Origin of the sequence: Enterococcus durans NBRC 100479 = LMG 10746 (assembly GCF_001544215.1) — a bacterium.
GTDB lineage: Bacteria > Bacillota > Bacilli > Lactobacillales > Enterococcaceae > Enterococcus_B > Enterococcus_B durans.
The window spans coordinates 1-1,299 of sequence record NZ_BCQB01000109.1; the positions used below are offsets into that span (position 1 = coordinate 1).

At 36.2% G+C, this 1,299-nt stretch carries 2 protein-coding genes; both read left to right on the forward strand.

Annotated features, from left to right (window positions below; genetic code table 11):
- Positions 1-1,120, forward strand: a 1,120-nt coding sequence (locus ED2_RS14465) for an Nramp family divalent metal transporter (RefSeq protein ID WP_060789929.1), incomplete at its 5' end; no start/stop codon positions are given.
- Between the two features lie 8 nt (positions 1,121-1,128).
- The coding region (locus ED2_RS14470; protein ID WP_164703937.1) for a universal stress protein at positions 1,129-1,299 on the forward strand (171 nt) is incomplete at its 3' end.

The following is a 1,299-nucleotide window of genomic DNA, read 5'->3' on the forward strand; positions in this document are numbered from 1 at the left end:
GCTTGTCGTCGCAGTCTTTATTACGGTATTTGATGTTTTATTATTATTGTTGTTAACGAAAGTTGGTTTTAGAAAAATTGAAGCAATAGTTGTCTGTTTGATTTTTGTAATTCTTTTTGTGTTTGTTTATCAAGTAGCGTTGTCTGATCCTAATTGGGGGGATGTACTTAAAGGATTGGTTCCGACTGGTGAAACGTTCTCCTCTACACATTCAATTGGTGGTCAAACGCCTTTAACTGGTGCATTAGGAATTATTGGTGCAACCGTTATGCCTCATAATTTATATCTACATTCGGCTGTGTCTCAGACTCGAAAGATAAATCGTACGGATGAAGATGAAATCGCCAATGCTGTACGATTTTCAACATGGGATTCTAACATTCAATTGACTCTCGCTTTTTTTGTTAACTCCTTATTGCTCATAATGGGAGTTGCTGTTTTTAAAACAGGGGCAGTGAAAGATCCATCATTTTTTGGGTTGTATGAGGCTTTATCAAATCCGGATACATTGAGTAACGGAATTTTAATCACCGTTGCAAAATCAGGTCTTCTTTCTACATTATTCGCAGTCGCGTTACTAGCTTCTGGACAAAATTCAACGATTACCGGAACTTTAACTGGACAAGTAATTATGGAGGGATTCATTCATATGAGAATGCCAATTTGGCTAAGACGTTTAATTACGCGTTTGATTTCAGTTATCCCAGTGTTAATCTGTGTAATTATTACAAGCAGGCAAGGAACGATTCGGGAGCACACAGCGTTAAATACACTAATGAATAATTCACAAGTCTTCTTAGCTTTTGCGTTACCATTTTCGATGGTACCATTATTAATGATGACCAATAGTGAGGTGGAAATGGGAAGCCAGTTTAAAAATTCGATAGTTATTCGGATACTAGGATGGGGTTCAGTAATTGGATTGACATATTTAAATTTGATTGGATTGCCCGGCCAAATTGAAGGTTTTTTTGGTGAAAAGGTGACATCAAGCCAACTTGTACTAGCTGATTCTATTGCCTATGTCATTATCGTCGCAGTATTACTACTGTTAGCGTGGACAATTATTGAACTGTATAAAGGAAATAAAAAATATAATCAATTAATTAATGAAAGGTAAGATGCACTATGGAAGGATTTGATGAATTTAAAAATATTTTAGTTGGGGTAGATGAATCAGAAGGAGCTCAAAAAGCCTTTCAATATGCTGTAAAGCAAGCGAGTAAAACTGGAGCCGCATTACTGATTGCCTCAATTTTAGAAATTGAAGAGTTGAATGTTTATGAAGCGTTAGACCCT